The sequence below is a fragment of the Pseudomonas sp. PDM28 genome (assembly GCF_019219115.1).
Classification (GTDB): Bacteria; Pseudomonadota; Gammaproteobacteria; order Pseudomonadales; family Pseudomonadaceae; genus Aquipseudomonas; species Aquipseudomonas laurylsulfatiphila.
The window spans coordinates 292262-316050 of record NZ_JAHUWG010000005.1 but is presented as its reverse complement, the minus strand read 5'-3'; the positions used below and the strand labels follow the sequence as shown (position 1 = coordinate 316050).

Sequence of the window (23789 nt, the reverse complement as noted above, 5' to 3'; positions counted from 1 at the left end):
GGTGGCAGAGAGATAGACAACGCGGCGGGCAAAACTGCCCACCGGTGCTTCAGGAAATTTCTCGACGGAACGGCGGCAACGCGTTGAGGATGGCTTTGCCATAGCGCTGGGTCACCAGGCGCCGGTCGAGCAAGGTGATGGTGCCGCGGTCTTCTTCGGTGCGCAGCAAGCGACCACAGGCCTGGACCAGTTTCAGCGAGGCGTCCGGTACGGAGATTTCCATGAACGGATTGCCGCCACGGGCTTCGATCCATTCCGACAGCGCCGCTTCGACGGGATCATCGGGTACCGAGAATGGAATCTTGGCAATGACCACGTGCTCGCAATAGGCACCGGGCAAGTCGACCCCTTCGGCAAAGCTGGCCAGGCCGAACAGTACGCTGGAGTCCCCGCCGTCGACCCGTGCCTTGTGCTTGTTCAGGGTTTCCTGCTTCGACAGGTTGCCCTGAATGAACACTTGCTTGCGCCAGTCGCGGTCCAGGCCATCGAACACGTCCTGCATCTGTTTGCGCGAGGAAAACAGCACCAGCGTGCCCCGCGAGCCCTCGACCAGTTCCGGCAGATCACGAATGATCGCGGCGGTATGTGCCGCTGCATCACGGGGATCGGCGTTCAGGTTCGGCACCCGCAGCACACCGGCGTCGGCATGATGGAAGGGGCTCGGCACCACCGCCGTCACGGCTTTTTTCGGCAGCCCGGCGCGCATGCGGAAGCGGTCGAAGGTACCGAGGGCGGTCAAGGTCGCCGACGTCACCAGGCAGCCATACGCCACGTTCCACAGGTTGCGCCGGAGCATTTCCGCCGCGAGGATGGGACTGGCGTTGACCTCGATGTCGAACAGCGAACCGCTTTCGGCCAGGGTCAGCCAGCGAGCCATGGGCGGGTTGTCTTCCGGGTCTTCGACGGTGAAGGCGGTCCACAGCTCCCAGTTGCCGGAAGAGCGCGACAGCAGGCTGCCGAACAGCGGGTACCACTCTTCAGCCTGGTTGCTGGCGATGCCAATGTTGACCTCGCCGTCCATGCCTTCCTTGAGCAGGTCGGTCAGGCGGGTGAACAAGTCGGTCAGCCGTGCGAAGCCTTTCTTCAGTTCGACGCCCATTTCACGCATGTGCTCGGGAATCACCCCGCCGACGAATCGGTGACGCGGGCGCTCGCGGCCTTCGACGTCTTCGCCGGGTTTGAAGTCGGCAATCTGCTCGCACGCGGTGAACATGAACTGCTGCTGGGTCTTGATCTCCCGCGCCAGCTCCGGCACCTGCTCGATCAACTTGCCCAGGTCGCCCGGCAACGGGTGTTGGGCCAGCAATTTGGTGAGGTTCTTGGCGGTGGTTTCCAGCCAGTCGGCAGTGGAGCGCAAGCGCGTGTAATGGGCGAAGTGGCCGATGGCCTTGTCCGGCAGGTGATGGCCTTCGTCGAACACGTAGATCGTGTCGCGCGGGTCCGGCAGTACGGCACCGCCACCCAGGGCCAGGTCAGCCAGGACCATGTCGTGGTTGGTGACGATCACGTCGACCTTGCCCATGCCTTCGCGGGCCTTGTAGAAAGCGCACTGACCGAAGTTCGGGCAATGACGGTTGGTGCACTGGCTGTGATCGGTGGTCAGGCGCGCCCAGTCGGCGTCTTCCAGGGCGGTGGACCAACTGTCGCGGTCGCCGTCCCACTTATTGCCGGCGAGCTTCTCGATCATGCTGGTGAACAGCTTCTGGCTGGCCTCGTCGACCTCGATCTTGAAGCCTTCTTCTTCGAACAGTTGCGCGGTGGCAGTCTGCGCGTGGCCTTCCTGGAGCAACATGTCGAGTTTGGACAGGCACATGTAGCGCCCGCGCCCCTTGGCAAGGGCGAAGCTGAAGTTCAGCCCGCTGTTGCGCATCAGGTCGGGCAAGTCCTTGTAGACGATCTGCTCCTGCAGGGCCACGGTGGCCGTGGCGATCACCAGGCGCTTGCCGGCGGCCTTGGCCGTGGGGATCGCCGCCAGGCTGTAGGCCACGGTCTTGCCGGTACCGGTGCCGGCTTCCACCGCGACAATCGCGGGGTCGCCGCTGCGCCGGCCTTCGTCGTCGGTGTCGATGTCACCCAGGACCTTGGCGATTTCGGCGATCATCAGGCGTTGGCCGTAGCGCGGCTTGAGGCTCTTGGCTTCGAGAAAACGCGAGTAGGCGCCCTGGATCGTGGTTTTGAGTTCGGTGCTGATCATGGATTGTCGGGCGCAAAAAACGCTGGATAAATTTTCAGTGGTTCGGATCGACGGCTATCATACCCCGCTAATGAATCCTGCGCAGAACGGAGTACCCGAATGACACCTTTTAGCCTCATATATAGCCTGCATGTACTGGCGGCCCTGGTCTGGGTCGGCGGCATGTTTTTCGCCTGGATGGTCCTGCGCCCCGCCGCGATCACGGCACTTGAAGGCCCTGCCCGGCTGAAGTTGTGGGTAGAAGTGTTTCAAGGTTTTTTCCGCTGGGTCTGGGTGGCGGTGGTGCTGTTGCCGGTCAGCGGCGTGGGCATGCTGCATATGCACTTCAACGGCTTTGAAGCCGCTCCGCGCTATGTGCAAGTGATGATGGGCCTGTATGTGGTGATGACCGCGCTGTTTATCCGCATTCAGGCGCTGATGCTGCCGGAGCTGCGCACCGCCGTGGCCGAACAGGATTGGCCGGCGGGTGCCGGTGTGCTGGGGCGGATTCGCCGGTTGGTGGGGATCAATCTGTTGGTGGGGTTGGCTGTGGTGGCGATTGCGGCGGCTCGGCCGATGTTTTGAAGTACCTGTGGCCGGAGATGCTGTTGTGGCGAGGGAGCTTGCTCCCGCTGGGTCGCGAAGCGACCCTGATACGGTATCCGCAACTTCCCTGAAGGTATGCGGTGCCCGGTTTGCGACGGCTTCGCCGCCGAACGGGGGCAAGCCCCCTCACCACAGACAAGCTCCCTCGCCACGGGCTCTCGGCGTTTCTTACAACCGCTGCACGGTCACTGAACCCGCGGCGCCTTCAGACCCCGGCTGCCCGTCGGCGCCAGGTTTACCGCTCTTGCCGCCATCGGCCTTGTAGACCAGGCAGCCCTTGGCCTTGCCGCCCGCCCCCGGCTTGCCGCCCGGGCCGGCCAGGCCACCGGCTCCGCCAGCCACCTGCACCTTGATCCGGTCTGCCGGAAAGTCGTGCGGCACTGCCAGCCTGACCAACGCACCCGGCGCGCCTGGTTGACCATTGCTGCCATCACTGCCATCGGCACCACGACCGGCCTGGCCCCAGGTGCAGCCAGGGTCCTGACCGTTGGCGCCATCCAGGCCGACAAATCCCGGTGCGCCTGCGCCGCCTCGTGCGTCCACCAACAATTGTGGTGCATTCAGTGTCTTGATCTGCAAATCAAGATTGCGCCCGGAGCGGGCGGCTTTCTGATAGGTTCCGGGCGCGCCCCGCGCGGTGATCTGGCTGCCTTCGGACAAATCAGCGCGACGGACCTTCAGCGCCAGCGCCTGCTCTCCCGGCACAATGGCGATGCGCGCTTCACGCCCCAAATGCAACTCACCCACGGTGACTTCGGTGACGTTCGAAGGAATCAGCAAGGTGCCGTAATCGGCCACTTCCAGGCGCTCCAGTTGCAGGGTGCTGGCGGTGTTGGGCAAACGCATCAGCGAGTTGGGTTCGACACTCACCACCTGTGCGCTGGCCAATGGACTGATGAGTGCGGCGAGCAGACAGAGTTTACGCATGGGAAGCCTTCGAAGCGCTGGGGGCTGGAATGGTTTGCAGGTGGAATACACCGAAAATGACGATCCTCAGGCGGTCAAGCCAGGGATGGGCGCGACCTCGCAGGCTGCGATAGCACAACAGTGCTTCCAAAAGGTGGATGAACCCCAGCAGGCCGCCGGCCAGATTGACCAACGGGTGCAGCGGAAAGACAAATGGCGTGAGCTGGTTGACCAGCACCACCAACCAGAACAGCAGGGTCAATAACCGCCCCAGCCCCCATAAGACTTTCATACGCTCCCCCGATGAGAATTATTGTTTGGGCGCACAGTAACGGCTTCCGCGCGGGATAAGCCAGAGGGCAATGGAAAATTCTTCATGAAGGCCGCCGAACGGCCGTCGCAGCGCTCACAACTGTCGCTCGACGGCTCTATCTCTTGGCTCAGCGGTTTATATGCAGCTCTACGCGACGGTTTTTTGCACGTCCTTCGTCCGTATCATTGTCGGCAATCGGCTGACTTTCGCCCTTGCCTTCGCTGGTGACTTTGTTCGGCGCCACACCCTGGCTGATCAGGTATTCCGCCACGCTGCTGGCGCGTCGCTCCGACAAGGCCTGGTTATAGGCATCCGAACCGACGTTGTCGGTATGGCCGACCACCTTGATGCTGACCACATCGGCATCCTCGAACTGGCTCATCAACGCATCCAGTTCACTCTTGGCCGTCGGGGTCAGGTCGGATTGATTGAAGACAAACAGCACATCGCTCAGCGTAATGACTTGGGTTTGCGCAGGCTCGGTCTGGACGCGGTCCGGGTACTGCGGCACCGGGCAACCGCGATGGTCGACCGGGGTATTGGCGGGAGTATCAGCGCAACGGTCGCGCCGGTCGAAAACGCCGTCGCCATCTTCGTCGCCATCCTGGGCATAGCAGATCAAGCCGCCGGACAAGATACCCAGCGCCGCACCACCTGCGGCCCAGGCGCCACTCTCGATCGCGCCCAGGCCACCGCCGACCAGGCCGCCAATGAGGCTGCAGATTGGCCAGGTACGTTGATTGAGGGGGGCAGTGCCATCGCTGTGGGTCGCGCAGCCGGTCAAGAGGCTGCCAAGTAGCAGAACCGGCAAGACGGTCCTTGTGAGAACGATCATATTGAAAGCTCCTGTGTCACCGGCCCATACCGGTTACACAGGAGTAAAGACCCGCATCCGCGACTGCACAAGGCGCGGATGCGAGGGGGAGTCAACGCTGGATTTTGATTTCCGTACGACGGTTCTGTGCACGACCGTCAGCGGTTTTGTTGTCCGCAACCGGCTGGCTTTCACCGGCACCGACCACCGACACGAAGTTGCTGCGAGGTACGCCTTGCTCGATGAGGTATTCAACCACCGAGTGGGCGCGTTTATCCGACAGTTTCTGGTTGTAGGCGTCGCTGCCCACGCTGTCGGTATGACCGGTTACGGTCAGTTGAGCAGTCGGGGCTTCAGCTTTCAGGCGAGTGGCAATCTTGTCGAGGACCTGTTTATCGGACGAGGTAAGCGTGGCTTTATCAAACTGGAAGTGAACATCGCGGATGACGATGGTTTCTTCCTTGACCACAACCACTTCTTCAACCACAGGTGCTGGTGGTGGGCAACCGTTGGCATCGACCTGAACACCTTTAGGCGTGCCCGGGCACTTGTCGCGACTATCCGGCACACCGTCGCCGTCTTCGTCGCCATCACCGTGCACCCAGCAATAAGCCGCTGCCGTACCGCCGACGAGCAGAGCACCATACCCTGCCCATGCCGAGCTTTCGGTCGCACCGAGGCCCGCACCCACGACACCACCAACCGCCGCACAGGTCGGCCAGTCGGTTTTCTGCAAACCTGCGCAACCAGTCAACACACTGGTTAGCAGAACCAAGGGTAATGCTGTCCGAACTATGCTCATCTAGTTTTCTCCTGAAGGATCGGCTTAGAACCGATTCAGGTAGTAAAGACCCGAGTATTAAACTCCGCCAGCAATAGGCCATGCTGTTTATTCAGGCATTGAGGGCAGCTTGGCGCATTTGTCGTCAAGCCGCTCTAGGCCCGAACGGCCGGGCAGGCTAGTCTTGGCAGATCTGATTGAGGATCTTCGATGATTGCAGGTATTTCTTCACGCACGCCGCAGCAGGCACTGGCCGCTTTACTTGACCGATATGCCCCCGCGCGCCTGTTGTTGATCGGCGCCAGCGAATTCCCGGCACTGGAAGCATTCAAACTCGCGCACCCGGACAGTTGCGTTGCTTTCGCGGCCCCAGGCCCATTGCCCGACGAGTTGGCGGCCCGCCGATTCGACCTGGCCCTGGTGGTCGATTGCCTGGAGCATTTGCCCAAGCGCGACGGCCTGAACCTGTTGGGCGGCATCCGCAACCTCAACGCCAGCCGCATCGCCGTGCTGGCGGACCTGCCGGCCTGTGGCTGGCAGGAAACCGACTTTTTCTCCCTGGCCCTGCAAGCCAGCGAACGCTTTCAACGGGACGAACAGGTCTTGACCCTGTTTACCTATGATCTGCTTGAATACAAACAAGTCCCCGACTGGCTCAATTCGCGTTTCTGGGCCAATCCGGAAAACTTTGGGAAATACTGGTGGTAGCGATGAGTACATCCATTTGCCCTTGCGGCAGCGGCACCCTGCTTGACGCCTGCTGCGGTCACTACCATGCCGGACACCCGGCGCCATGCGCCGAAGCCTTGATGCGCTCGCGCTACAGCGCCTACGTGCTGGGGTTGGTCGACTATCTGGTGGCCACCACCCTGCCCGCCCAACAGGCCGGCCTGGACCGTCAATCGATCAGCGACTGGAGCGCGCAAAGTACCTGGCTGGGCCTTGAGGTGGAAAGCTCCGAAGTGCTGGGTGGCCAGCCTGAACACGCTTTCGTGACCTTCACCGCGCGGTGGCACGACAGCAGTGGCGAGCACAGTCATCGAGAGCGCTCATCGTTCGTACAGAACACCGGGCGCTGGTATTTCATCGACCCGACCGTGCAACTCAAACTCGGGCGCAATGACCCCTGCCCGTGTGCCAGTGGACAGAAGTTCAAGAAATGTTGTGCGGGTTACTTCAGCAGCCAGTCCATGGAATGACGGTCCACCACGCAGGAGCTGTCGAAGGCTGCGATCCTTTGGGTCTAGACTGGGACTCAAGGGAGAAACACCACAATGATCATCCGCCGCTACGCATACTGTCTGCTCACCTTGTTCCTGACACTGGGACTTGGCGGCTGTGCGTCGTGGTTCGACGACGACCTGCCGGACCCCGAGGTCCATCTGGTGAAGGTCGAGGTGGTCAGCGCCAAACTGCTGGAGCAGAAATTCCTCCTGCATTTTCGCATCGACAACCCCAACGACAGCGACCTGACGGTGCGCAGCCTGGAGTACCGCGTTCACCTGGGTGACATACTGCTGGCCGACGGCGAGTACGAACACTGGTTCACCATCAGCCCCAGGCACAGTGCCTACTTCAAGGTGCCGATCCGCACCAACCTGTGGTCCAAGGTCCGGGATCTGGCCAAACTGCTGAAAAAATCCGACCAACCCATTCCCTATCGTCTGGAAGGTGAACTGGAAACCGGTATATTCATCGCCCACTACGTGCACCTGGCGCGCAATGGCGTGATAATCGCCGCCGATTTAATTCCGGAGCAACACCGATGACCCAGCAACCCCATGTCCACGGCCCTGACTGCAACCACGATCATGACCATCACCACCATGATCACGACCACGGCCATGTCCACGGCCCGAACTGTGGCCACGCTCACCAGGAACCGGTGCGCAATGCACTGAAAGACGTCGGCCGCAACGATCCGTGCCCATGCGGCAACGGCAAGAAATTCAAGAAGTGCCACGGCGCTTGATGATTCGGGCGGATATCGATTTCGCCAATTGAATCGCCATCGCGAGCAGGCTCGCTCCTACATTCGATCTGCGCCAGACAACGGTCCTGTGAATGCAGATCCCATGTGGGAGCGAGCTTGCTCGCGATTGCAGTATCACATTCAACATAGAGGTCGACAGACCTGACGCCATCGCGAGCAAGCTCGCTCCCACAGTGATTGGACAGATACTTAGTCGGCCGACAGGATCTGCGCACTGCTGACCACCGTCGCATACTCGCCGTGCAGATTCCCCAGCGACATCGCATGCACCTCTTCGGCGCTATGGGCATGGCCGAAAAAATCAGCCTTGTCGAACGTAAAGCACGCATCCTCGGCCACCCAGGTATCAAATCCCAGGTTGCCCGCGGTGCGCGCCGTGGACTCCACCGAGTTGTGGGTCGCGACGCCCACGATGATCAACTGCCCGATCCCCGCCTCGCGCAACTGCGTCTCCAGACCCGTTGCACAGAACGCATCCGGCACCTGCTTCTGGATCAAGCGTTCACCGGCCATTGGCGCGAATCGCTCCTGAAACTCCACTCCCGACTGCTGCGGCCAGAACACCGAGTCCTCCGAGCGGGACAGGTGCTGCACATTGATTACCGGCCGAGCGGTGCGGCGCCAATGAGCGAGCAATTCCAGCATGCGCTCTTCGGCATGGGGATTATTCCTGCGGCCAAGCCTGGGGTGAAGGATGCCTTTTTGTTGATCGATGATGATCAGTGCCGCGTTTGCCTTGAGCTCCATGCCGACTTTTCTCCAGGATTGTTGATTGTGTCGCACTTCAACATCACGGGTTACGGCTGGCAAGCCACCCTTGGGAGTCAAAAGATCGCAGCCTTCGGCAGCTCCTACGAAGATACGCCGATCTTTGACAAATCCTGAAATAACCTCTTACCCCGCTTGCGCGGCCATCGCCTGCTCACTAACGTAGCGCCTTTATTGCGCCCCACCGCCTCTACCCCCCGCAGGAGCTTTGCCATGGCCTCGCCAGCCCTTACTCATTTTCTACCCCGGTTCGGCGTTGCCGCAGCAGTGGCGGGCGTCTTGAGCCTGACCGGTTGTCAGAACTTCAATGCCCAGGACACCCTCCCGCCGACCTCCGGCGTGCAACCGCTCAAGGGCCTGGCGCAGAACGTTTCGGTGCGCCGCAATGCCATGGGTATGCCGCTGATTGAAAGCAACAGCTTCCACGACGCGCTGTTCACCCTCGGTTACGTGCATGCCAGCGACCGAATCACGCAGATGGTCACCCTGCGCCTGTTGGCCCAGGGCCGATTGGCCGAGATGCACGGTGCGGACCTGCTGGATGCCGACCGTTACATGCGGGCGGTCAACTTGAAGAAAAGTGCCGGCGAGTTGTACAAGGCCTCTTCGCCGCGCCTCAAGCGTTTCTTCGAAGTCTATGCGCGGGGCGTGAACGCCTACCTGTTCCGCTATCGCGACAAACTGCCGGCGGACCTCGCGGCCACCGGCTACCAGCCTGAATACTGGCAGCCGGAAGATTCGGCGCTGATTTTCTGCCTGCTGAACTTCAGCCAGTCGACCAATCTGCCGGAAGAAATTTCCTCGCTGGTACTGGCCCAGACCGTCACCACCGACAAACTGGCGTGGCTGACGCCGTCCGCCCCCGACGAAAAACTGCCGGTCGCCGAGAGCGAAAAGCTCCAGGGCCTCAAGCTCAACGGGCAAGTACCGGGTCTGGCCGAACTCAGCAAAGCCACGGGACAACTGTCGGACCTGAACCTGCTGGGCGCCACCTCGTCGAACAACTGGGCCATCGCCGCGCAACGCAGCCGCAGCGGCAAGAGCCTGTTGGCCAGTGACAGTCATGGCCCGCTGGGCGTGCCTTCATTGTTCAGTTACGTGCAGATTCGCGCACCGAAGTATCAGGCGTCCGGCGTGACCATCCCGGGCCTGCCGATGGTGCTTGGTGGTTTCAACGGTAAAGTGGCGTGGAGCATGGCGTCGGTGATGGGCGACAACCAGGACCTGTTCCTGGAGAAGATCAAGCGCCAGGGCAACGGGCTTACCTACGAAAACGCCGGGAAGTGGCAGCCGGCGATCGTGCGCAACGAAACCTATTTCGTCAAAGGCCAGCGGCCGATTCGCGAGGCGGTGTACGAAACCCGCCATGGCCCGCTGCTCAACAGCGCCCAGGGCACCACGCTGGCCAATGGTTTCGGCCTGGCCTTGCAGATGCCGAACTTCACCGACGACAAGTCCCTGGACGCGTTCTTCGACCTGTCCCGCGCCCAGAGCGCCGAGAGGGCGTCGGATGCCAGTCGCGAAATCCGCGCCATCGCACTGAACCTGGTGTTTGCCGACGCGAACCACATCGGCTGGCAAGTCACCGGCCGCTACCCGAACCGCCGCGAAGGCGAAGGCCTGCTGCCCTCGCCGGGTTGGGAAGGTCGCTACGACTGGGACGGTTATGCCGACCCGATGTTGCACCCGTACGACCAGGACCCGGCCCAAGGCTGGCTCGGCACCGCCAACCAGCGGGTCATTCCTCATGGCTACGGCATGCAGTTGTCCAACTCCTGGGCCGCACCGGAGCGCGGCGAGCGCTTGGCCGAACTGGCCGGCGCCGGCAAACACGACAGCCGCAGCCTGATCGCCATGCAGTACGACCAGACCACGACCTTCGCGGCCAAGCTGAAGAAAATGTTCGAAGCGCCGGGCATGGCCCAGCCACTCAAACAAGCCATCGACGCCTTGCCGGCGGCCGATCGCGCCAAGGCACACGAAGCCTACAGCCGCTTGATGGCGTTCGATGGCAAGCTCAGCCCGACGTCCACCGATGCGGCCATCTACGAACTGTTCCTGCAGGAAAGCACCCGGCAGATCTTCCTCGATGAACTGGGCCCGGAAAGCAGCCCGGCGTGGAAGGCCTTTGTCGCCGATGGCAAGTTGTCCTACGCGGCCCAGGCCGATCACTTGCTCGGGCGTGAGGACAGCCCGTTCTGGGATGACGTGCGCACCGCGCAGAAAGAAGACAAACCGGCGATCCTCGCGCGCAGCCTCGCCGCAGCGATCAGCGCCGGCGACAGTCAGTTGGGTGGCGATCACAAGGCCTGGCAGTGGGGCAAACTGCACCGCTATGAGTGGAAGAACAGCAGCGGCCAGACAGTACGCGGTCCACTGCCGGCCGGTGGCGATCACACCACACTCAACACCGCCGCGTTCGCCTGGGGCCAGGACTTCAACACCACGCTGGCGCCCGCCATGCGCTTTATCGTCGACTTCGGCCAGTCCGAACCGCTGATGGCGCAGAACGGTACCGGTCAGTCCGGCAATCCGGCCAGTGCGAACTACCTCAACAGCATCGAACCCTGGCTCAAGGGCCAGTACATGAGCCTGCCGATGCAGCCGCAGAACTTCGACAACGCCTATGGCAAGAATCGACTGACGCTGACACCCGGCAAGTAACGCTGATCCCTGTGGGAGCGGGCTTGCTCCGGGCGGCGTTCCGACGAAGGCGATTGAACATTCAAAAAAAGTGTTGATTGTTCAATCGTCTTCGCGAGCAAGCCCGCTCCCACACTCGTATTTCATCCGCCCATAAGCCCGATAGAACTTCTCGCCCCGCGCCAACCTCATAACTAACAAGTCCTCTCACTCTGGCAACGCCATGGACCTTGTTATCTCGCGTCCCGAAGGTTTGTACTGCCCCGCCGGCGACTTCTATATCGATCCGTGGCGACCGGTCGAACGTGCCGTGATTACCCACGCCCACGGTGACCATGCTCGCGCCGGCAATCTGCACTACCTGGCGGCAGCGCCCGGCGAGGCCATTTTGCGCGTGCGACTGGGCCAGGACATCAACCTGCAAACCCTGCGCTACGGCGAACGCCTGCTGCATCACGGCGTGTTCCTCAGTTTTCATCCCGCCGGCCACGTACTCGGCTCGGCACAGGTACGACTGGAATACGGTGGAGAAGTCTGGGTGGCCTCCGGGGACTACAAGACCGAGCCCGACGGCACTTGTGCAGCGTTTGAACCGGTACGCTGCGACACCTTCATCACCGAGTCGACCTTTGGCCTGCCGATCTACCGCTGGCAACCTCAGCTACAGGTGTTTGCCGAGATCAATCAATGGTGGCAAGCCAACGCGGCTGTCGAAAAAACCAGCGTGCTGTTCTGTCATTCTCTCGGCAAGGCCCAGCGCATTCTCCATGGCATCGACGCACGACTGGGCCCCATTCTCGTGCATGGCGCCGTGCAACCCATCAACCGGATCTACCGCGAAGCGGGGGTTCATTTACCGCCCACGATGGATGCCGCCGACATCAAAAAGAGCGACCCGATGATGCGCAAGGCGCTGGTGCTCGTGCCGCCTTCGGCGGCGAACAGCAGCTGGATGCGTCGCTTTATCGATTACAGCGATGGTTTCGCCAGTGGCTGGATGCGTTTGCGCGGAACACGTCGGCGGCTCGGTGTAGACCGAGGTTTCGTCCTGTCCGACCACGCCGACTGGCCAGGTTTGCTGTGGGCCATCGAACAGACCGGTGCCGAACGAGTCATGGTGACCCATGGATCGAGCGGCGCACTGGTACGCTATCTGCGCGAGCAGGGGCTTGATGCCATGGCGTTCGATACCCGATACGGTGAAGACGAAGAAGACCCCGCCCTCGCCGAGGCCGAACTCGCCGAGGTGCTGCCATGAAAGCATTCGCTGAGCTGTATGCCAGGCTCGACGCCTCGACATCGAACAATGCGAAACTGGCGGCGATGCAAAACTACTTCGCCGAGGCTGCACCGGAAGATGCCGCATGGGCGGTGTACTTTCTGTCGGGAGGACGTCCCCGGCAATTGGTACCTGTGCGGGTACTGCGCGAACTCGCGGTGGCGCTTTCCGGTTTGCCGCAATGGCTGTTCGAAGAGAGTTACCAGGCCGTCGGTGACCTCGCGGAAACCATTTCGCTGGTCTTGCCGCAAGCGCCGCACCGTTCAACCGACGGGCTGGCCACGTGGGTGGAGGACAAGCTGCTGCCACTGCGCGGCGAAACACCGCAATCCCTCGCGCAAAGGCTACCGCAGCTGTGGGCGCAACTGGATCGGGTAAGCCTGATGGTCTGCATCAAACTGATCACCGGCAGCTTTCGCGTCGGGGTGTCCAAATTACTGGTCACCCGCGCCCTGGCAACCATGGCCGGTCTCGACAGCAAACGCGTGGCGCAGCGGTTGGTGGGCTACACCGATCAGGCCCACCGTCCCAGCGCCGCCAGCTACCTGAAACTGATCGCCGCCGAATCCCCGGATGAGCATGCCCAGCGTGGCGGCCAGCCCTACCCGTTTTTTCTCGCCCATGCCTTGTCGTCGCCCGTGGAACAATTCGCGGTGTTGCTCGGTCCTGCACGGCACTGGCAGGTGGAATGGAAATGGGATGGCATTCGCGCCCAGGTGATCAAGCGCAGCGGGCGACTGTGGATCTGGTCGCGGGGTGAAGAGTTGGTCACCGAACGCTTCCCTGAACTGGACAGTTTGATTCCGGGCCTTCCCGACGGGACAGTGATCGACGGCGAGATCGTCGCCTGGAAGTCTGCGCCAACCGGCGCCGAAAAGGCTTTTGAACCCGCAGTGCAACCTTTCGCCCTCCTGCAACAACGAATCGGTCGCAAGACCCTTGACCGGAAAATCCTCGATGAAGTGCCGGTAGTGCTACTCGCCTTCGATTTGCTCGAATGGCAGGGAGAAGACTGGCGCAACCGACCTCAGGCCGAGCGTCGTGCACAACTGGAACGGGTTGCCAGTGACTGCGCCAACCCACGGTTGCGCCTCTCGCCTTTGTTGACCGGCGACACCTGGCTCGACCTCGCCCGCCAGCGCGAGGCATCCCGCGCCCTCGGTGTCGAAGGCCTGATGCTCAAGCCGCGCGATACCCTGTACGGCGTCGGCCGGACCAGGGACATGGGCGTGTGGTGGAAATGGAAAGTCGACCCGTTCAGCGTTGATGCCGTGCTGATCTATGCGCAACGGGGGCAAGGGCGTCGGGCCAGTCTCTACAGCGACTATACGTTCGCCGTCTGGGACGGCCCGCCAGAGGCCAGTGAACGCACCCTGGTGCCGATTGCCAAAGCTTATTCAGGGCTCAGCGATGACGAAATCCGCCAGGTCGACAGCATCGTGCGCAAGACCACTGTGGAAAAATTCGGCCCCGTGAGCAGCGTCCAGCCCAGCCTGGTGTTTGAATTGGGTTTTGAGGGAATCGCCCTCTCCCGTCGCCACAAGAGTGGCATTGCCGTGCGCTTTCCGCGTATGTTGCGTTGGCGCAAGGATAAGCCGGTCGACGAAGCCGACAGTTTGACGACCCTGCAAAATCTGCTCAGCTAACCCCTCTATCCATCCTCAAATATTTTTCTTTTTGAGTCGAACTGGTGCGGCCATTTCCCTGCGCCCGTTTTCGTGCATAAATCTGTCTCCGGCTATTTCCAGACACCTTTTAAAACGCTTGTTCGGCACTCTGGTTCGGAAATTGCTACTTTCAACAGGTCTTACGCTTTCCAGTAACAATAATTCTGCGCCACGAGCGCTCATATTGGTTTTAGGGATTGAATAATGAAAAAAGCATTGCTGACCCTTTCTGCACTGGCATTGTGCATGGCTGCTGGCTCCGCCATGGCGAAAGAATACAAAGAACTGCGTTTCGGCGTTGACCCTTCCTACGCACCGTTCGAGTCGAAAGCGGCCGATGGCAGCCTGGTAGGCTTCGACATCGATCTGGGGAACGCGATCTGCGCTGAACTGAAGGTCAAGTGCAAGTGGGTCGAAAGTGACTTCGATGGCATGATCCCTGGCCTCAAAGCCAACAAATTCGACGGCGTGATCTCGTCGATGACCGTTACCGAAGCCCGTGAAAAAGTCATCGACTTCTCCAGCGAGCTGTTCTCCGGCCCAACCGCCTACGTGTTCAAGAAAGGTTCTGGCGTGACTGAAGACGTCGCCTCGCTCAAGGGCAAGACCGTCGGCTACGAACAAGGCACCATTCAGGAAGCCTATGCCAAAGCCGTTCTGGACAAGGCCGGCGTGAAAACCCAGGCCTACGCCAACCAGGATCAGGTCTACGCCGATTTGACTTCCGGTCGTCTCGATGCAGGGATCCAGGACATGCTGCAAGCCGAACTGGGCTTCCTGAAGTCGCCACAGGGCGCCGACTACGACGTCAGCAAGCCGGTCGACAACGCTTTGCTGCCAGCCAAGACAGCCATCGGCATTAAGAAAGGTAACACCGAGCTGAAAGCACTTTTGGATAAAGGTATCAAAGCGTTACACGATGATGGCACCTACGCCACCATTCAGAAGAAACACTTTGGCGATCTGAATCTGTACAGCGGCAAATAATGCCCGGCGCCCATCTCGCGATGGGCGCTTTTTTCATCCGATCAGGTTGCTGATTTATGTTCGAAAACCTATTAGAAAATCTGGGGCTCTCTGCCTTCAGCCTCAAGGGCTTCGGTCCGCTGCTGATGCAAGGCACCTGGATGACGATCAAGTTGTCGGCGTTGTCGCTGTTGGTGGCCGTGTTGCTCGGGCTGCTCGGGGCCAGCGCCAAGCTGTCAAAAGTCAAACTGATGCGCGTGCCTGCCCAGCTCTACACCACCCTCATTCGCGGCGTTCCGGACCTGGTCCTGATGCTGTTGATCTTCTACAGCCTGCAAACCTGGCTGACCTCCTTTACCGATTACATGGAATGGGAATACATCGAGATCAACCCGTTCAGTGCCGGGGTCATCACCCTGGGCTTCATCTACGGGGCGTATTTCACCGAAACCTTCCGTGGTGCGATCCTCGCCGTCCCGCGGGGCCAGGTCGAAGCGGCCACCGCCTATGGCCTCAAGCGCGGCCAGCGTTTCTGGATCGTGGTGTTTCCGCAGATGATGCGTTATGCCCTGCCGGGGATCGGCAACAACTGGATGGTGATGCTCAAGGCCACCGCCCTGGTGTCGATCATCGGCCTTGCCGACCTGGTCAAGGCTGCCCAGGACGCCGGTAAAAGCACCTATCAGCTGTTTTACTTCCTGGTGCTTGCCGCATTGATCTACCTGGTGATCACCAGCGCCTCCAACTTCATTTTGCGCTGGCTTGAGCGTCGTTACTCCGCCGGTACCCGGGAGGCCGTACGATGATCGAACTTCTGCAGGAATACTGGAAACCTTTCCTCTATAGCGACGGCAACAACATCACCGGCCTGGCCATGACCATGTGGCTGCTCAGCGCGTCGATCTTCTTCGGTTTTCTCGTGTCGATCCCGCTGTCCATCGCCCGTGTATCGCCGCACTTTTACATCCGTTGGCCGGTGCAGTTCTATACCTACCTGTTCCGTGGTACGCCGCTCTACATCCAGTTGTTGATCTGTTACACGGGGATCTACAGCCTGGCCGCCATTCGCGCCCAGCCGGTACTGGACGCATTCTTTCGCGATGCGATGAACTGCACGATCCTGGCCTTCGCCCTGAACACCTGCGCCTACACCACGGAGATTTTCGCCGGGGCAATCCGCAGCATGGCCCATGGTGAAGTGGAAGCAGCCAAGGCTTACGGCCTGACAGGCTGGAAGCTGTATGCCTACGTGATCATGCCGTCGGCCCTGCGTCGCTCGTTGCCGTACTACAGCAACGAAGTGATTCTGATGCTGCACTCGACCACCGTGGCCTTCACCGCGACCATCCCGGACATCCTGAAAGTCGCGCGGGACGCCAACTCGGCGACATTCCTGACCTTCCAGTCGTTCGGCATAGCCGCGCTGATCTACCTGACCGTCACTTTTGCGCTGGTCGGCCTGTTCCGCCTTGCCGAACGCCGATGGCTGGCCTTCCTCGGGCCGACCCACTAGGTCTCAACCTGCTTCAGGAACAACAGATGCGCCACCAGAAACATGACCTGCTGGCCCCGCTGCCGGGGACCGCACGACAGATCCACAGTTTTCACTTCGGCCCACATCCGGCCAACGGCAAGATCTACATCCAGGCCTCCCTGCACGCCGACGAAATGCCCGGCATGCTGGTGGCCTGGCACCTCAAGCAACGCCTGGCAGAGCTGGAAGCCGCCGGTCGCCTGCGCAGCGAAATCGTGCTCGTGCCCATCGCCAACCCGGTGGGCCTGGAACAGGTAGTGATGGATGTGCCGCTGGGCCGCTACGAGCTGGAAAGCGGCCAGAACTTCAACCGCTGGTTCGTCGACCTCAGTGAAGAAGTCGGCAACGCGATCGAGGGCAAGCTCGGTGACGATCCGCAGCGCAACCAGCAACTGATCCGCAGCAGCCTGCGCGAAGCGCTGGCCCGGCAGACTGCCGACACCCAACTGCAATCCCAGCGACTGACCCTGCAACGACTGGCCTGCGACGCCGACATGGTGCTCGACCTGCATTGCGACTTCGAAGCGGTCGCGCATCTGTACACCACCCCGGATGCCTGGCCGCAGGTCGAGCCGCTGGCCCGTTACATCGGCGCCGAAGCCAGCCTGCTGGCGACGGATTCTGGCGGTCAGTCGTTCGATGAATGCTTCACCCTGCTGTGGTGGCAGTTGAAAGAGCGCTTCGGCGAATACTTCGACATTCCACCGGGCAGTTTTTCGGTGACCGTCGAATTGCGCGGTCAGGGCGACGTCAATCATCCGCTGGCGAGCCGCGATTGCCAGGCACTGATCGATTACCTGATCCATTACGGCGCGATCGCCGGCGAATCCGCGCCCCTGCCCGACCTGCCCTATCCGGCGACCCCGCTGGCCGGTGTGGAACCGGTAGCCACGCCTGCCGGCGGGCTGCTGGTGTTCACCGCGCTGCCGGGGCAATACCTGGAAGCCGGGCAACTGATCGCCGAAGTCATTGATCCGATCAACGATCGCGTCACTCCCGTCCACTGCTGCGCCGCCGGGCTGATGTACGCCCGTTCGCTGCGCCGCATGGCCACTGCCGGCATGGTGATCGCCCACGTCGCGGGCACCGAAGCCTATCGCAGCGGCTATCTACTTTCGCCTTGAGGATGCACGCCCCATGTACAAATTGACCATCGAAGGCCTGCATAAAAGCTATGGCGACCATGAAGTCCTCAAAGGCGTTTCGCTCAAGGCCAAGACCGGCGACGTCATCAGCCTGATCGGCGCCAGCGGCTCGGGTAAAAGTACCTTTCTGCGTTGCATCAACTTCCTGGAACAACCCAACGACGGCGCCATGAGCCTCGACGGGCAGAACATCCGCATGATCAAGGATCGCCACGGCATGCACGTGGCCGATGCCAATGAACTTCAGCGGATTCGCACCCGCCTGGCCATGGTGTTCCAGCACTTCAACCTGTGGAGCCACATGACGGTGCTGGAAAACATCACCATGGCGCCGCGCCGGGTGCTGGGCTGCGACAGGAAGGAAGCCGAGGACCGCGCCCGACGCTACCTCGACAAGGTGGGACTGGCCTCCCGTGTGGCGGACCAGTACCCGGCATTCCTGTCTGGCGGCCAGCAACAACGGGTGGCGATTGCCCGCGCACTGGCCATGGAACCGGAAGTCATGCTGTTCGACGAACCGACCTCGGCGCTGGACCCGGAACTGGTAGGCGAAGTGCTCAAGGTGATCCAGGGCCTGGCCGAAGAGGGCCGGACCATGATCATGGTGACCCACGAAATGAGCTTTGCCCGCAAGGTGTCGAGCCAGGTGCTGTTTCTGCACCAGGGCCTGGTGGAGGAAGAAGGCGCGCCGGAAGACGTGTTGGGCAACCCGAAAAGCGAGCGGTTGAAGCAGTTCCTCAGTGGCAACCTGAAATAACCACCGGCAGGAAAAGTGGAAGCCGGCTTGCCCGGCTTCCAACATCCATCAACCGTTATGCCCCCGCTTGGTTTTCCAACCTGAAACTGCCATTACTCACTTGCAGACCATTAGCGTCCGTCCCGCTGAAGCGTCCGGCAAACTCCGCGTCACCTCCCACCGTCAACTCGAGCGTTCCTGGATAAAGCTCAGCCTCCGAGTTGCCGCTCACATGGATGACCATGGGCGATCCCTCGGTGAGCCCCAGGCTGAAACCGCCACTCTGGATTCCCATCGGCAAACACACGTAAAAGGCTGTCCCCTGACCGTTATCCGCCTCAATGCGATGAATGTTTGACCGCTGATAAAAATCGAGTCCATCCGTTACGCGAAACTGCATGGAGCCGTCTGTCGAGATGACATCGGCACTCATATGTCCCGATCGATTTGCACTCATCTGAATGTTCCTTTTCATATTCGTCGTTAACTGACTGGCGCCCCCTTTGCCAACGGCCGGGCACGCAGCTCACAGATGGAACCACGGCCATACCCGTCGATTGGTTTCGACGACAGACACAGTTACTTCCGAATATGTGCAGGCCGATTCAGACTCTACGTTCGTGAATGGCAAAAAACAGACGCAAACCTGCTTGCTGAAGACAACCACCGCCGTTCACCGGCCATGAATGGCGGAGATCGAAAATCAGGCAACAGGCGCAGGCGGTGGCTCATCCGGCAGGGTAGGCTCACCTGGCTCGTTGGGCTGTTCGTTCGGGGTATCAGGATCAGGCTGGCCGGGAATGCCCCCTGCCATGCTGACGGGCGGATGTGCCAACAACGACCAGGCCAGAACGCCAACCTGATTGGGTTCAAGCCTTGCCAGTTCGGCACTGATTCGCGGATTGATCTTCATTCGGCGCTCCTGGGCGATGGCCCGACCCGCCTTGCGCGGATCGGAACAGTACACTCCATAGAGTGTACGCCCGCCCAGGAATTCCCGACATTTGTCGGACGGTTGACTCAGGTGCGCGGCAGGGTCACGCCACGCTGGCCCTGATACTTGCCGCCACGGTCCTTGTAGGACACTTCACACTCTTCGTCCGACTCGAGGAACAGCATCTGTGCCACGCCTTCGTTGGCGTAGATTTTCGCCGGCAGATTGGTGGTATTGGAGAACTCCAGGGTCACGTGACCTTCCCACTCAGGCTCGAGCGGCGTGACGTTGACGATGATGCCGCAGCGCGCGTAAGTGCTTTTACCCAGGCAAATGGTCAATACATTGCGCGGAATGCGGAAGTATTCGACGGTGCTGGCCAGGGCGAAGGAGTTCGGCGGAATGATGCACACGTCGCTGTGGATGTCGACGAAGCTGCCGGCATCGAAGTTTTTCGGGTCGACGATGGCCGAATTGATGTTGGTGAACACCTTGAAATGATTGGTGCAACGCACGTCGTAGCCGTAGCTCGACACGCCGTAGGAGATCACACGGCTATCGTCGCTGCCGCGCATCTGGCGCTCGACGAAAGGCTCGATCATGCCGTGTTCCTGCGCCATGCGGCGAATCCACTTGTCCGATTTGATGCTCATGGCGGGTGTCCTGAATTGCGAGGTCGAAAAATTCTGTCCGGCATCTTACCGGGCGCGCCGCCGGGTTCAAAGTCCGGGGTGCAATTCTCGCCGAACAGGCAGGAATTACGCGCGTTGGCGACGAACCGTCACACCGCCGATCCTTAAAACAGAGAAACCTTCGCAAGAAGCATTGGCACGTCTCGGAAAAAGGGTTAAGGTGGCGTCACTGTGCTGCTTGTGTCACTGAGAATCTCTACACGATATGTTGAATTTCGATCCAACCATCTACAAGAATTTTTCCTGCTCTTTGCACTCAGTCTCGGCCAGGGTTCTTCCTGAGTCGCAGTTATCTTTGTTCAAGGAGTTACACCATGTCTAATCGCCAAACCGGTACCGTTAAGTGGTTCAACGATGAAAAAGGCTTCGGCTTCATCACCCCACAATCCGGTGACGACCTGTTCGTTCACTTCAAAGCTATCCAGTCCGACGGCTTCAAAAGCCTGAAAGAAGGCCAACAGGTTTCTTTCATCGCTACCCGCGGTCAGAAAGGCATGCAAGCTGAAGAAGTTCAAGTTATCTAACTTGTACTTGCTTTAGTAAAAAGCCCCGCCCTCAACAGCGGGGCTTTTTTGTGCCTGTGTGTTTTTCACAGGTAAAAAAAGATCGCAGCCTGCGGCAGCGCCTACAGAGCTGCCGCAGGCTGCGATCTTTTAGCGTCTTACCAGGTCACGCCAAACCCTGCGGTGTAACGTGTCTTGTCCAGATCCGCATCGTCGGTGCCACTGATGATGTCCCGCTCCGCCTTCAGGTTCAGCGAAGCCCAGTCAGTCACTTTGTAGCGCAACCCCATCTCGGCATCGAGTGCGTAGTCGGCCACACCCGACAGCGGCTTGCCGACCTCACCATTGGTGAAGAACTCGACACGCTTGCCGATCAGGTAGCGGTTGTAGTCCCACGTCATGGCCAGGGCGTAGAAACTTTCCTTGCTGCCATCGGAGAAATCATAATCCGTGCGGTTGACCAGCGAGCCCAGGGAGAACGCCCCGAGTTCGTTATCCCAGAACTGATAGCCAGGGCCCGTACCAAAGGTTCGCTGACGGGAAAGGTCTTCGACCTTGTCGCGCTTGTACACCAGGCGCCCCTGCCAGAACCATTGCTCGGTCAGGAACCGGTCGATGGAGTACTCGGCCCGCCAGTTGTCCGTGGTCACCACATCGTCCTGGAACTCGCGGTTGTATTCGCCTTCGGCGGTATGCCGCCAGCGACCGTGGCGCGCAGTGGTCTTGAAATCGATGTCGTAGTCATCGGTGTCGTTTTCCGCCCGCTGATAGTCCAGCGCGACATCGACATTGCCTTTCCACACCAGATCCTCAACCACCGGTTTTGGCTTGAGAATCTGCTGAATGCTTGCCAGTTCGACCGTCTTCGGTGCCTCGCCATTGGCCAGCGTGACCTTCCCGGCGTCCGCCGCTTTCAGCGACTTGGCTTTCTCGCCCGTGTAGGCATCCTGCTTGACCAGCAACTCCTGATCGCTGTCCAGGGTCTTGACCTGCTTCCAGTCGATCGTCACCGCACCGGCATACTCGGTCTGGATCAGCAGCTTGCCGCCATCGAACAGCGTGATCTTGCCACTGAGTTTGTCACCGTTCTTCAACCACACGGTATCGGCTAGCAAGGGAGTGGAGGCGCCAAGGACAGCGAGACATAGCAGGGATCTGGACAACATAAGCAAAATACGGGCTCGGGATTGCGAAAAAAATCGGCATTATCCGTAGGAATAAGGCCCTGACAAGGACTGACCCAGCTATTTCTGTTGAGTTCATTTCTCAAGCGCCCGTGCAGGAATTACTCTACAGACGGTAAAGCAGACTTCTTCAGGACTGACGGACGTGACCGATCCAACCGATGAACCCGAGAGCACAGCGCAAATCCGACGCACGGCGCTGTATCTGACTCTGGCACAAATTCCCGAGGGCAAAGTCGTCAGCTACGGCCAGTTGGCCGAGCTTGCAGGATTGGGTCGCGCCGCTCGCTGGGTGGGCCGCACACTCAGCCAATTGCCGAGCGACAGCAAGCTGCCCTGGCATCGCGTTCTGGGCGCAAACGGGCGTATCAGCCTGCCGGTCGGCAGCCCTTCAGGCGATGAGCAGCGCGCACGATTACGCATGGAGGGCATCAGTGTCCTGAATAATCGTGTTGATATTCAGCGCCATGGCTGGCGTCCGGTAGAGCACAGCGGTTAGAGTGCGCGCTTTGTTTCCGTATTTCTTGAGGCAGACTCCAGCCCATGCCCCGTAAAACCTGGCGCGCCGCGCTCGCCGCTTATGCCAGCCCCTCGACACTCGTGCTGTTGCTGCTTGGCTTCGCCGCCGGCCTGCCCTACATGCTGGTGTTTTCGACTCTTTCGGTCTGGCTCCGTGAAGCCGGCGTGGCTCGTGAAACCATTGGCTATGCAAGCCTGATCGGCCTGGCCTATGCCTTCAAATGGGTCTGGTCGCCCTTGCTCGACCAATGGCGACTGCCATTGCTCGGCAAACTCGGCCGACGACGATCCTGGCTCGTATTGTCCCAGGCACTGGTCATCCTGGGCCTGATCGGGATGGGTTTCTGCGATCCGCAAAAGCATCTTTCCTGGCTGATCGCCATTGCTGTAGTCGTCGCTTTCGCATCAGCGACGCAAGACATTGCAGTAGACGCCTACCGCCTGGAAATCGCCGAAGACAATCGCCAGGCCGCCCTGGCCGCCAGCTACATGTCCGGTTACCGGGTCGCTGCTCTGCTGGCTACAGCAGGCGCGCTGTACTTCGCCGAAGGCTTTGGCTCCACCGGTTTCAACTACAAGCATTCGGCCTGGGCCGGCACTTATATCCTGTTCGGCGCGCTGATGGTCCCGGCACTGCTGACGTCCCTGTTCATGCGCGAACCACCCGTGCCGTTGCGCACACAACTGCAGGCCGGACGCTACAGCTTCATGCATCAACTGGCCTCGGTGTTCGTGCTGATCATTTTGCTGGTGTCCGTGCCAGCCATGTTCACCCAGCTCTACAACACCGACTTCGCCAGCGTACTGTTCGAAGGCGTGAGCCTGCTCGACCTGCTGCTCGAAGACCGCGCATTCCTGCGGGCCATCCTCTACATCACGCTCACCGCCCTGTGCCTCTCGGCCATGGGCCGTCGCGGCCTGGCGCCGGTGCTGACACCGGTCAACGACTTCATCCTGCGATACCGCTGGCAAGCGCTGCTGTTGCTCGGCCTGATCGCCACCTATCGGATGTCCGACACGGTCATGGGTGTGATGGCCAACGTGTTCTACATCGACCAGGGCTTCACCAAGGACCAGATCGCCAGCGTGAGCAAAATCTTCGGCCTGATCATGACCCTGGTCGGCGCCGGCATGGGCGGCCTGCTGATCGTGCGCTTCGGCATCCTGCCAATCCTGTTCATCGGCGGCATCGCATCCGCGGCGACCAACATCCTGTTCCTGATGCTCGCCGACATGGGCCCCAACCTGAACATGCTGGTACTGACCATATCCCTGGACAACTTCAGTTCAGGCCTGGCCACCTCGGCCTTCGTGGCCTACCTGTCGAGCCTGACCAACCTCAAGTTCTCCGCCACCCAGTACGCCCTGCTCAGCTCGATCATGCTGTTGCTGCCACGCCTGATCGGCGGCTACTCAGGGGTCATGGTGGAGAAGTTCGGTTATCACGATTTTTTCCTGATTACCGCCCTGCTGGGCGTCCCGACCCTGCTGCTGATCGCCCTGCACTGGTTCCAGGAGAGCCGCCGCGCAGGTCCGACACCCACCCCGGAACCGCTGCAGACCCCGGTCGCCGAAGAATCGTAGGATTATTACGCAGGAAGAATCGCCGAGGGCCGAGTGAATCGCGCCCTCC

At 60.4% G+C, this 23789-nt stretch carries 27 protein-coding genes; 17 read left to right on the top strand and 10 right to left on the bottom strand.

The window, feature by feature from the left end; translation table 11 throughout:
• Window positions 1–49: 49 nt before the first annotated feature.
• Window positions 50–2194, bottom strand: coding sequence for an ATP-dependent DNA helicase DinG (gene dinG, locus KW841_RS13440; protein WP_218476730.1), 2145 nt, complete (start codon window positions 2192–2194; stop codon window positions 50–52).
• A 99-nt stretch (window positions 2195–2293) separates the two neighbouring features.
• Here dinG and KW841_RS13435 point away from each other — a divergent pair, with 99 nt between their 5' ends.
• Entirely contained in the window at window positions 2294–2758 is a 465-nt protein-coding gene (locus KW841_RS13435; RefSeq protein ID WP_102702551.1) for a CopD family protein, read from the top strand.
• A 189-nt stretch (window positions 2759–2947) separates the two neighbouring features.
• On the opposite strand, the gene KW841_RS13430 is transcribed toward KW841_RS13435, so the two are convergent.
• From KW841_RS13430 to KW841_RS13415, 4 genes are all read right to left on the bottom strand, one after another.
• Window positions 2948–3706, bottom strand: coding sequence for a collagen-like protein (locus KW841_RS13430; RefSeq protein ID WP_218476719.1), 759 nt, complete (start codon window positions 3704–3706; stop codon window positions 2948–2950).
• Window positions 3699–3977, bottom strand: coding sequence for a DUF1145 domain-containing protein (locus tag KW841_RS13425; RefSeq protein ID WP_007971627.1), 279 nt, complete (start codon window positions 3975–3977; stop codon window positions 3699–3701). Before KW841_RS13425 ends, KW841_RS13430 begins: the two co-directional genes overlap by 8 nt.
• 148 nt (window positions 3978–4125) lie before the next feature.
• Complete coding sequence (locus KW841_RS13420; RefSeq protein ID WP_218476716.1) at window positions 4126–4833, bottom strand: OmpA family protein; 708 nt, start codon at window positions 4831–4833, stop codon at window positions 4126–4128.
• 91 nt (window positions 4834–4924) lie between these two features.
• Entirely contained in the window at window positions 4925–5614 is a 690-nt protein-coding gene (locus KW841_RS13415) for an OmpA family protein (RefSeq protein WP_102702555.1), read from the bottom strand.
• A gap of 189 nt (window positions 5615–5803) precedes the next feature.
• Here KW841_RS13415 and KW841_RS13410 point away from each other — a divergent pair, with 189 nt between their 5' ends.
• From KW841_RS13410 to KW841_RS13395, 4 genes are all read left to right on the top strand, one after another.
• A complete protein-coding gene (locus tag KW841_RS13410) occupies window positions 5804–6301 on the top strand; it encodes a DUF6231 family protein (RefSeq protein WP_007971634.1) in 498 nt (165 codons plus the stop codon).
• Window positions 6302–6303: 2 nt separating this feature from the next.
• Window positions 6304–6792 carry a YchJ family protein gene (locus KW841_RS13405; protein WP_218476713.1) on the top strand — a complete coding sequence of 163 codons (489 nt, stop codon included), beginning with the start codon at window positions 6304–6306 and terminating at the stop codon, window positions 6790–6792.
• A gap of 75 nt (window positions 6793–6867) precedes the next feature.
• On the top strand, window positions 6868–7362 hold the full coding sequence (locus tag KW841_RS13400) for an LEA type 2 family protein (RefSeq protein WP_218476702.1): 495 nt from the start codon (window positions 6868–6870) through the stop codon (window positions 7360–7362).
• Window positions 7359–7565, top strand: a complete 207-nt coding sequence (locus KW841_RS13395; protein ID WP_007955014.1) for an SEC-C metal-binding domain-containing protein — start codon at window positions 7359–7361, stop codon at window positions 7563–7565. The genes KW841_RS13400 and KW841_RS13395 overlap by 4 nt, the downstream gene beginning before the upstream one ends.
• A gap of 210 nt (window positions 7566–7775) precedes the next feature.
• On the opposite strand, the gene KW841_RS13390 is transcribed toward KW841_RS13395, so the two are convergent.
• Window positions 7776–8282: a cysteine hydrolase family protein gene (locus KW841_RS13390; protein WP_371319510.1), complete on the bottom strand. Its 507-nt coding sequence runs from the start codon at window positions 8280–8282 to the stop codon at window positions 7776–7778.
• Between KW841_RS13390 and KW841_RS29690 the strand changes: the two genes are divergently transcribed.
• The 9 genes from KW841_RS29690 to KW841_RS13350 all read left to right on the top strand — a co-directional run bounded on the left by KW841_RS29690 (window position 8211) and on the right by KW841_RS13350 (window position 18345).
• Window positions 8211–8471 (top strand): hypothetical protein, encoded by a 261-nt coding sequence (locus tag KW841_RS29690; RefSeq protein ID WP_256357834.1) that lies wholly within the window; start codon window positions 8211–8213, stop codon window positions 8469–8471. The genes KW841_RS13390 and KW841_RS29690 overlap by 72 nt on opposite strands.
• A 96-nt stretch (window positions 8472–8567) precedes the next feature.
• A complete protein-coding gene (locus KW841_RS13385; protein ID WP_218476697.1) occupies window positions 8568–11018 on the top strand; it encodes a penicillin acylase family protein in 2451 nt (816 codons plus the stop codon).
• Between the two features lie 202 nt (window positions 11019–11220).
• Window positions 11221–12255: a ligase-associated DNA damage response exonuclease gene (locus KW841_RS13380; protein ID WP_218476695.1), complete on the top strand. Its 1035-nt coding sequence runs from the start codon at window positions 11221–11223 to the stop codon at window positions 12253–12255.
• Window positions 12252–13922 carry an ATP-dependent DNA ligase gene (locus tag KW841_RS13375; protein WP_218476693.1) on the top strand — a complete coding sequence of 557 codons (1671 nt, stop codon included), beginning with the start codon at window positions 12252–12254 and terminating at the stop codon, window positions 13920–13922. The genes KW841_RS13380 and KW841_RS13375 overlap by 4 nt, the downstream gene beginning before the upstream one ends.
• A gap of 225 nt (window positions 13923–14147) precedes the next feature.
• Complete coding sequence (locus KW841_RS13370; RefSeq protein ID WP_007971645.1) at window positions 14148–14930, top strand: transporter substrate-binding domain-containing protein; 783 nt, start codon at window positions 14148–14150, stop codon at window positions 14928–14930.
• A gap of 56 nt (window positions 14931–14986) precedes the next feature.
• On the top strand, window positions 14987–15715 hold the full coding sequence (locus KW841_RS13365; protein ID WP_007971646.1) for an ABC transporter permease: 729 nt from the start codon (window positions 14987–14989) through the stop codon (window positions 15713–15715).
• Entirely contained in the window at window positions 15712–16422 is a 711-nt protein-coding gene (locus KW841_RS13360; RefSeq protein WP_007971647.1) for an ABC transporter permease, read from the top strand. Before KW841_RS13365 ends, KW841_RS13360 begins: the two co-directional genes overlap by 4 nt.
• A gap of 26 nt (window positions 16423–16448) precedes the next feature.
• The gene (locus KW841_RS13355) at window positions 16449–17567 is read left to right on the top strand and encodes a succinylglutamate desuccinylase/aspartoacylase family protein (RefSeq protein ID WP_218476691.1); all 1119 of its coding nucleotides are present in this window, start codon (window positions 16449–16451) and stop codon (window positions 17565–17567) included.
• 13 nt (window positions 17568–17580) lie between these two features.
• Entirely contained in the window at window positions 17581–18345 is a 765-nt protein-coding gene (locus KW841_RS13350) for an ABC transporter ATP-binding protein (protein WP_218476689.1), read from the top strand.
• 55 nt (window positions 18346–18400) lie between these two features.
• Here the strand turns inward: KW841_RS13350 and KW841_RS13345 are convergent, their stop codons facing one another.
• From KW841_RS13345 to dcd, 3 genes are all read right to left on the bottom strand, one after another.
• A complete protein-coding gene (locus KW841_RS13345) occupies window positions 18401–18781 on the bottom strand; it encodes a hypothetical protein (RefSeq protein WP_256357812.1) in 381 nt (126 codons plus the stop codon).
• 246 nt (window positions 18782–19027) lie between these two features.
• Window positions 19028–19237, bottom strand: coding sequence for a hypothetical protein (locus tag KW841_RS13340; protein WP_218476674.1), 210 nt, complete (start codon window positions 19235–19237; stop codon window positions 19028–19030).
• A gap of 107 nt (window positions 19238–19344) precedes the next feature.
• Window positions 19345–19911, bottom strand: a complete 567-nt coding sequence (gene dcd / locus KW841_RS13335; protein ID WP_007940589.1) for a dCTP deaminase — start codon at window positions 19909–19911, stop codon at window positions 19345–19347.
• Window positions 19912–20264: 353 nt separating this feature from the next.
• On the opposite strand from dcd, the gene KW841_RS13330 reads away from it, so the two are divergent.
• Window positions 20265–20474, top strand: coding sequence for a cold-shock protein (locus KW841_RS13330; RefSeq protein ID WP_002554837.1), 210 nt, complete (start codon window positions 20265–20267; stop codon window positions 20472–20474).
• 137 nt (window positions 20475–20611) lie between these two features.
• On the opposite strand, the gene KW841_RS13325 is transcribed toward KW841_RS13330, so the two are convergent.
• A complete protein-coding gene (locus KW841_RS13325; RefSeq protein WP_218476671.1) occupies window positions 20612–21619 on the bottom strand; it encodes a DUF481 domain-containing protein in 1008 nt (335 codons plus the stop codon).
• A 163-nt stretch (window positions 21620–21782) separates the two neighbouring features.
• Between KW841_RS13325 and KW841_RS13320 the strand changes: the two genes are divergently transcribed.
• Both KW841_RS13320 and KW841_RS13315 read left to right on the top strand, forming a co-directional pair.
• Window positions 21783–22136 carry an MGMT family protein gene (locus tag KW841_RS13320; protein WP_218476669.1) on the top strand — a complete coding sequence of 118 codons (354 nt, stop codon included), beginning with the start codon at window positions 21783–21785 and terminating at the stop codon, window positions 22134–22136.
• Window positions 22137–22180: 44 nt separating this feature from the next.
• On the top strand, window positions 22181–23740 hold the full coding sequence (locus KW841_RS13315; RefSeq protein WP_218476667.1) for an AmpG family muropeptide MFS transporter: 1560 nt from the start codon (window positions 22181–22183) through the stop codon (window positions 23738–23740).
• The last annotated feature ends 49 nt before the right edge of the window (window positions 23741–23789 follow it).